Annotated in this window: 4 protein-coding genes; 2 read left to right on the forward strand and 2 right to left on the reverse strand. The window is 42.8% G+C overall.

The genetic code is table 11. The features are described from left to right. The first annotated feature begins 14 nt into the window (after window positions 1-14). Entirely contained in the window at window positions 15-1649 is a 1635-nt protein-coding gene (locus tag HDC92_RS11245) for a RagB/SusD family nutrient uptake outer membrane protein (RefSeq protein WP_183874520.1), read from the forward strand. 120 nt (window positions 1650-1769) lie between these two features. Beyond that, window positions 1770-1970: a hypothetical protein gene (locus HDC92_RS11250; protein ID WP_143715694.1), complete on the forward strand. Its 201-nt coding sequence runs from the start codon at window positions 1770-1772 to the stop codon at window positions 1968-1970. 81 nt (window positions 1971-2051) lie between these two features. Here HDC92_RS11250 and HDC92_RS11255 read toward each other — a convergent pair whose 3' ends face one another. Then, complete coding sequence (locus tag HDC92_RS11255) at window positions 2052-3752, reverse strand: amino acid permease (protein WP_183874522.1); 1701 nt, start codon at window positions 3750-3752, stop codon at window positions 2052-2054. A gap of 161 nt (window positions 3753-3913) precedes the next feature. Further along, window positions 3914-6220 (reverse strand): sodium-translocating pyrophosphatase, encoded by a 2307-nt coding sequence (locus HDC92_RS11260; protein ID WP_183874523.1) that lies wholly within the window; start codon window positions 6218-6220, stop codon window positions 3914-3916. Window positions 6221-6564 lie beyond the last annotated feature (344 nt).

Below are 6564 nucleotides of genomic sequence, written 5' to 3' on the forward strand. Positions count from 1 at the left end.
TTATAGATTTTATTATGAAAGCACTAACCATAACATTGCAGCTCGCATTAACCATTTCACTTATTTCAAGCTGCTCAAAAGATACACTCAATGAGTCCTCTCCAAATATATTACTGGCAGATAACTTATATAAAGATAAAGCCGGATTTGATGCAGGATTAAATGGCCTGTACGATGAAGCCCGTCGTTCAAGGTCTGGCAGTACCTATGGCGGTTCAACCAATTTGATGCTTGAACCAGCGTTTATTGGTGTCGACAATGCCTATGGAAATTATGAAGACACCTATGAAAAGGTATTTAACAGCTGGGGTGCCAATAATAATGCCTCGGTAATTCATTACCGTTATGTGTGGTCCTGGCTGTACGAAACGATCAATGCTGCAAACACCATTATCAACAGGGCCGGACAGCCGAACAGCCTAACCGAAACAGAGAAAAACCAGGTGCTTGCCGAAGCCAGGTTTTTCAGAGGCTGGGCTTACCGGCACCTCACTTATTTATGGGGAGATGTTCCGTTAACACTGGAAGAATCTTCTGGTACAAACATCCGGACTGACTGGCAAAGGACTCCGGTAGCAGAGGTTAGGGCAGCTATAGAAGCAGACTGGTTATTTGCAGAGCAGTTTCTTCCCGAACTTTCTGCTGCCAATCCCGGAAAAGTGTTAAAGGGGGCTGTGCAGCATTACCTGGCAGAACTATATCTTGCAGAAGGTAAAAATGATAAGGCCAGGGATTATGCTTTAAAAGTAACTACAAATCCCAACTATAAACTAGTTACCACGCGTTTTGGTGTGAATGCAGCTAAACCAGGTACAGCATTCACGGATCTTTTTGTTGATGGAAACGCCAATCGTTCAGCAGGAAATACAGAGGCCCTTTGGGTTTTACAGAACGAATTGAATGTAGCTGGAGGAGAAGGAAATAATATCATGCGCAGGTATTGGGTTAACCGGTATTATTCTATTGCAGTGAGTGGTACCGATGGCAAATCAAAGAACCCCTTTGCCGTAAGTGCCGATTATGGAGGTCGTGGCATTGGACGCTTGTCGCCAACAAAATTTGCACTTACTTTGTATGATGCCAATGACGATAGGGGCTCTGATTATGCCTGGCGGTTTTCGTATGCCATTAATAACCCTGCAGGCATACCTGTCGGGAAAAATCTTGGTGATGTCATCCAGTTGGATAGAACCTCTAACGAGAAAGTCACCAATCCGAATTGGCCAAGCACGAGAAAATGGGATTACGTAAGCCCGCAGGATGTAACTGTAGATCGCCAGTATAACGATCAGATGATGGTCAGGTCTGCCGAAACCTTTCTGATACTTGCAGAAGCTTATCTGAAGTTAGGTGCAACAGATCTGGCAAAAGATGCAATTAATGCATTGAGGACCAGGGCCCATGCAGCACAGGTTAATGCAAGCCAGGTAACTCTTGATTTTATTCTGGATGAGCGGTCAAGAGAGCTTTTTTCAGAAGAAGAAAGACGATATACTTTGCTGCGGACCGGAAAATGGCTGGAAAGGGTAAAGCTTTACAATAAGATTGCCGGACCGGTAGTTCAGGCCAGGGATCTTTTACTGCCCATTCCGCAAAATGTTATTGATGCAAACCTGACCAGTAAAATGGCTCAGAATAAAGATTACTAAAGATTTGTTTACCGGCGTTTTTTTGTAGTTCACCGAATCTTTAACGCGGCCTGCCATTTTCTGCTTTCCGGTATAGGTTTTACAACCCATCTTTATGCTATAATTTAAAAAGCAATGAACATGGTTATCTTTAAAACGTCAGTACAAAGCAGGATAGACCTGATAGCTGTAAAACCAATTTTTAATTTGTTGTTTGGAAAAAAGAACTGGTTGTTCACATTTGAAGATAAGCTACTTAGGATAGCTTCTTCAGTTCCCTGTGCAGATGTTGTGGAATTTATTCTTGCGGAAAACGGCGTTTTATGTGAAGAACTGACCTGAGTAGAAAGAGCAAGATAATATGGTCATAAAAAAACCGCCTGGTCAGATAAGTTACCAGGCGGTTTTTTATATCGAATGAATTTATTGTTTAGCTTTCACTTGTCCGGAAGTAGCAGCTTTAATCACATACAGCACCAGATGCGCAGCCGCAAAAACCAAAGAGAAATAATACAACCCTGTATCGGCCCCATCTGTAATGTGATGGTGTATAATGGCTACAATGATCAGCAGTATGGCCAGTACAAAACCTATATAAGAAACGGTTTTGGTGCTTTTAGCCAGTGTAAGCTGGTTGTTATCCGAAAGCAGGCTATTTCTCATGCCGTAAAAAAGATAAACATTAATACCGATGATCATCCATACCAATAAGCGTACCCAGGTATCAAGCGGTAAAAATACCATCATGCCCAAACAAACGGCTATACCCAATATAGGGATTAACGGAACCATAGGTACTTTAAATGCCCTTGGCAAATCCGGCATACGTTTCCTTAAAATAACTACACCAATACATACCAGAATAAAGGCCAGCAGGGTACCTATACTGGTCATTTCACCAACTACAGTAGCAGGCACAAAGGCGGCAAATAAACTTACAAATACCATAAACAGTAAATTGCTTTTGGCAGGTGTGCTATATTTATGATGTACTTTAGAGAAAACTTTAGGTAACAGACCATCCTTGCTCATCGAGAAAAATACCCTCGATTGTCCAAGTAACATGACCAGGATTACTGAGGCATAACCACCTAAAATGGCCAGAATGATCAGTTTATTTAACCATGGATAGGCGGGTGTTACTATGCCGGCTGCATCTTTCGTCCCCATATTGTCAATAGCAACAGCAACAGGGGCAATTCCATCCTGACCTTTAAACATATCGTAATTGGCAACCCCTGTCATTACGTGTGCAAAAAGGATATACAATATGGTACAGATAAACAAAGAAACCAGAATGCCGATGGGCATATCTTTCTTGGGATTTTTAGCTTCCTGTGCAGCTGTAGAAACGGCATCAAAGCCTATGTAAGCAAAAAACACAATTCCTGCCGCCCGGATTACCCCTCCCCAGCCGTGTGTAAACACACTTTCGTGGCCAGGCTTGTCGGCCGGAATAAAATATGGCGAATAATTATCTGCATTGATGTATTTCCAACCCAAAAAGATAAAGATGAAAACGATCACTACTTTAATGGCTACAATGAGTCCGTTTACAAATGCCGATTCACTGGTTCCCCTGATCAGTACGAAAGACATGATTACAATGATGAATACTGCAGGCAGGTTAAACATACCGGAAACTACGGTACCATCAAGCAGGGTGGCATGTTCAAAGGGCGACATGGTGACCTGTGCGGGCAGATGTATATCGTAATAAGCCAGAAACTTGACCAGATATCTGCTCCAGCTAATGGAAACAGTTGCGGCTCCCAGTGCATATTCCAGCACAAGATCCCAACCAATTACCCAGGCTACAAACTCGCCCATGGTGGCATAAGAATAGGTGTAGGCACTACCGGCTACCGGTATCATGGAAGCAAACTCTGCATAGCATAATCCTGCAAAGCCACATCCCAGAGCAGCAATAATGAATGAAATTGTGATGGCAGGGCCTGCATTGTTGGCTGCGGCAGAACCGGTAATGGAGAACAGCCCCGCACCAATAATAGCCCCAATACCTAAAGCAACCAGATTTACCGGCCCTAATGTTCTTTTTAGTGTTCCCTCACCGCTCTCAGCTGCTTCCTTAGTGAGTAAGTCAATCGACTTTCTAAAATTCATAGTTTGTGGTTTAGTTTAATAAGTTGTTTTTTTATGCCGTTTAATTTTATTCTTCTTTATGATTGTCATAACCATATCATAATCTTGTCAAACCTAAAGAAAATATATCTAAAAATAAAAGGGATTCTTTTCTGAATCCCTTTTGTAAGCTTATTGCTAAACTAAAAATTTTTAATTGCTGCTTTTTTAATTGCTGTTACATTTTGCGTAACCCGGACAACTTTTAAACCGTTTGCCGGTTTAACGGCCAGCTCAGTTGGTGTTACCGGTGCAGTTAGTTTTACCGTGGCCCCGGTACCGGTTACTGCAATATAAGGAGCGATCACCAGCGAGACGATCGACATCAGTTTGATCAGAATATTCATGGACGGGCCTGAAGTATCTTTAAAAGGGTCTCCAACGGTATCACCTGTTACTGAAGCTTTATGGGGTTCAGACTTTTTATAATGCATCTCACCATTGATCTCTACGCCTTTTTCGAATGATTTCTTGGCGTTGTCCCAGGCTCCGCCGGCATTAGACTGGAAAATACCCATTAAAACGCCCGAAACCGTAACGCCAGCCAGCAGGCCACCAAGTATTTCGGCTGAGCTTACTGATGGGAAAACTCCTTTAAAACCAAAACCAACAAGAATAGGTACCAATAGTGCGATTGCACCCGGCAGCATCATTTCCCGGATAGAGGCTTTGGTTGAAATGGCTACACATTTTTCATATTCAGGTTTTGCCTTATATTCCATAATACCCGGAATTTCGCGGAATTGACGGCGTACTTCCTGTACCATATCCATCGCAGCTTTACCAACGGCTGCAATACATAAAGCCGAAAAGATGAAAGGGATCATTGCACCTACAAATAAACCGGCAAGTACAGGCGCCTTGTAAATGTCTATTGCCGAAATGCCTGCAACGCCCACAAATGCTGCGAATAAGGCCAGTGAAGTTAAGGCAGCAGAAGCAATGGCAAAACCTTTACCCGTAGCAGCCGTAGTATTACCCACAGCATCCAGGTTATCTGTACGTTCGCGTACTTCAGGTGGCAACTGGCTCATTTCGGCTATACCACCAGCATTATCTGCAATTGGCCCGAAAGCATCAATAGCCAGCTGCATGGCAGTGGTAGCCATCATACCGGCAGCTGCAATGGCAACCCCATATAAACCTGCAAAGGCATAAGAAAAAATGATACCACCGGCCAGAACAAGAATGGGGGCAACGGTAGATTTCATCCCTACAGACAGACCACCGATGATATTGGTGGCATGACCGGTACCCGACTGCTGGATAATTGAATTTACCGGCCCTTTGCCCATTGCCGTATAGTATTCGGTGATGATACTCATTAAAGTACCCACTACTAAGCCAACTATAATGGAATAAAATACATCCAGACTACTGAAATTAACACCACGCAGGTGCAGATGTTCAGGAAGCATGGCCGTAACTACAAAATAAGAAGCAATGGCTGTAATTACAATTGAGCCCCAGTTGCCTAAATTTAAGGCCGTTTGCACATTGGAGTCTTCACCTTTAATGCGCACAAACCAGGTACCTACTATAGAAAAAAGAATGCCTAAGCCACAGATGACCATTGGGAGCAGTACCGGTGAAAATCCGTTCAGGTTGTCAACTGCGATTCCATTTAATTTATCGACCACAATTTCCTGTCCCAACACCATCGTTGCCAGAATAGTAGCTACATACGAGCCGAACAGATCGGCACCCATACCAGCTACATCGCCTACGTTATCACCTACGTTATCCGCAATGGTAGCAGGGTTACGTACATCATCTTCAGGAATTCCGGCTTCAACTTTACCTACCAGATCGGCCCCAACATCAGCAGCTTTGGTATAAATACCACCACCCACACGGGCAAATAGGGCAATAGATTCTGCCCCAAGCGAAAAGCCTGTAAGTACTTCTATGGCAGTTTTCATTTCTGTGCTGTTGGGCTCAACTACATTAAATACCTTAAGAAAAACAATAAAGAGGCCGCCCAAACCCAGTATGGCCAAACCTGCTACACCAAGCCCCATTACGGTACCGCCTGTAAAAGATACTTTTAAAGCCTGCTTTAGGCTGGTCCTTGCCGCCTGGGTAGTACGAACATTAGCTTTTGTTGCGGCCTTCATTCCTATATATCCTGCCGTTGCAGAAAATACAGCACCAATAATAAATGCGATAGCAATGATCCAGCTGGAATGTAAGGCTACACCATTTACCTCGTGTATGGTTCCTGAATAGGCCAGCAATGCTGCAGTAAACACCACAAAAATGCTGAGTACCCTCCATTCAGCTTTTAAAAAAGCCATGGCGCCATCGGCTATATATCCGGCCAGCTCCTGCATGTTCTTATCACCCGCATCCTGTTTGTTCACCCAGGCACTTTTAACTGCCATTACAAGAATGCCAATCAGCCCCATTGCAGGGATCAGATAAATTAAATTGTTTTGTAAAAACTCCATACTGTAATTCTTCTCGTTTAGGTTATTTAACTCGTTTTATTTTTTGTTTGGTTTTCCTTTTCGTGATTTGCTGTGGTTCATATAAGCGTTTTGATCACAATCAGGGGACAGCAAAAATAACTGTGTAAACGTAATTAACAAATTTTTAATCAATTGATTGCAAACCTTTTTTTAAAATTTAAGACATAGTGCTTTTTTAGCTGTTTAGCGGCTGTTTTAATTTTAAACTGCGCTCCTTTTTCTTTACAGTGTCCATTCCTAAAAAAGCTATACACAAAAACTAGTGTATGGAAACAACAGAAAAAGAGTTTATTTTCTCAGAACGTGGCAAAGGTCAGCCTTAT

It is taken from the genome of Pedobacter sp. AK017, assembly GCF_014200825.1.
Taxonomy (GTDB): Bacteria; Bacteroidota; Bacteroidia; order Sphingobacteriales; family Sphingobacteriaceae; genus Pedobacter; species Pedobacter heparinus.

Bases quoted from the DNA above. Each gene is read 5' to 3' on its own strand.
- HDC92_RS11245 (WP_183874520.1), top strand. From the start codon at position 15: ATGAAAGCACTAACCATAACATTGCAGCTCGCATTAACCATTTCACTT.
- HDC92_RS11250 (WP_143715694.1), top strand. From the start codon at position 1,770: ATGGTTATCTTTAAAACGTCAGTACAAAGCAGGATAGACCTGATAGCT.
- HDC92_RS11255 (WP_183874522.1), bottom strand. From the start codon at position 3,752: ATGAATTTTAGAAAGTCGATTGACTTACTCACTAAGGAAGCAGCTGAG.
- HDC92_RS11260 (WP_183874523.1), bottom strand. From the start codon at position 6,220: ATGGAGTTTTTACAAAACAATTTAATTTATCTGATCCCTGCAATGGGG.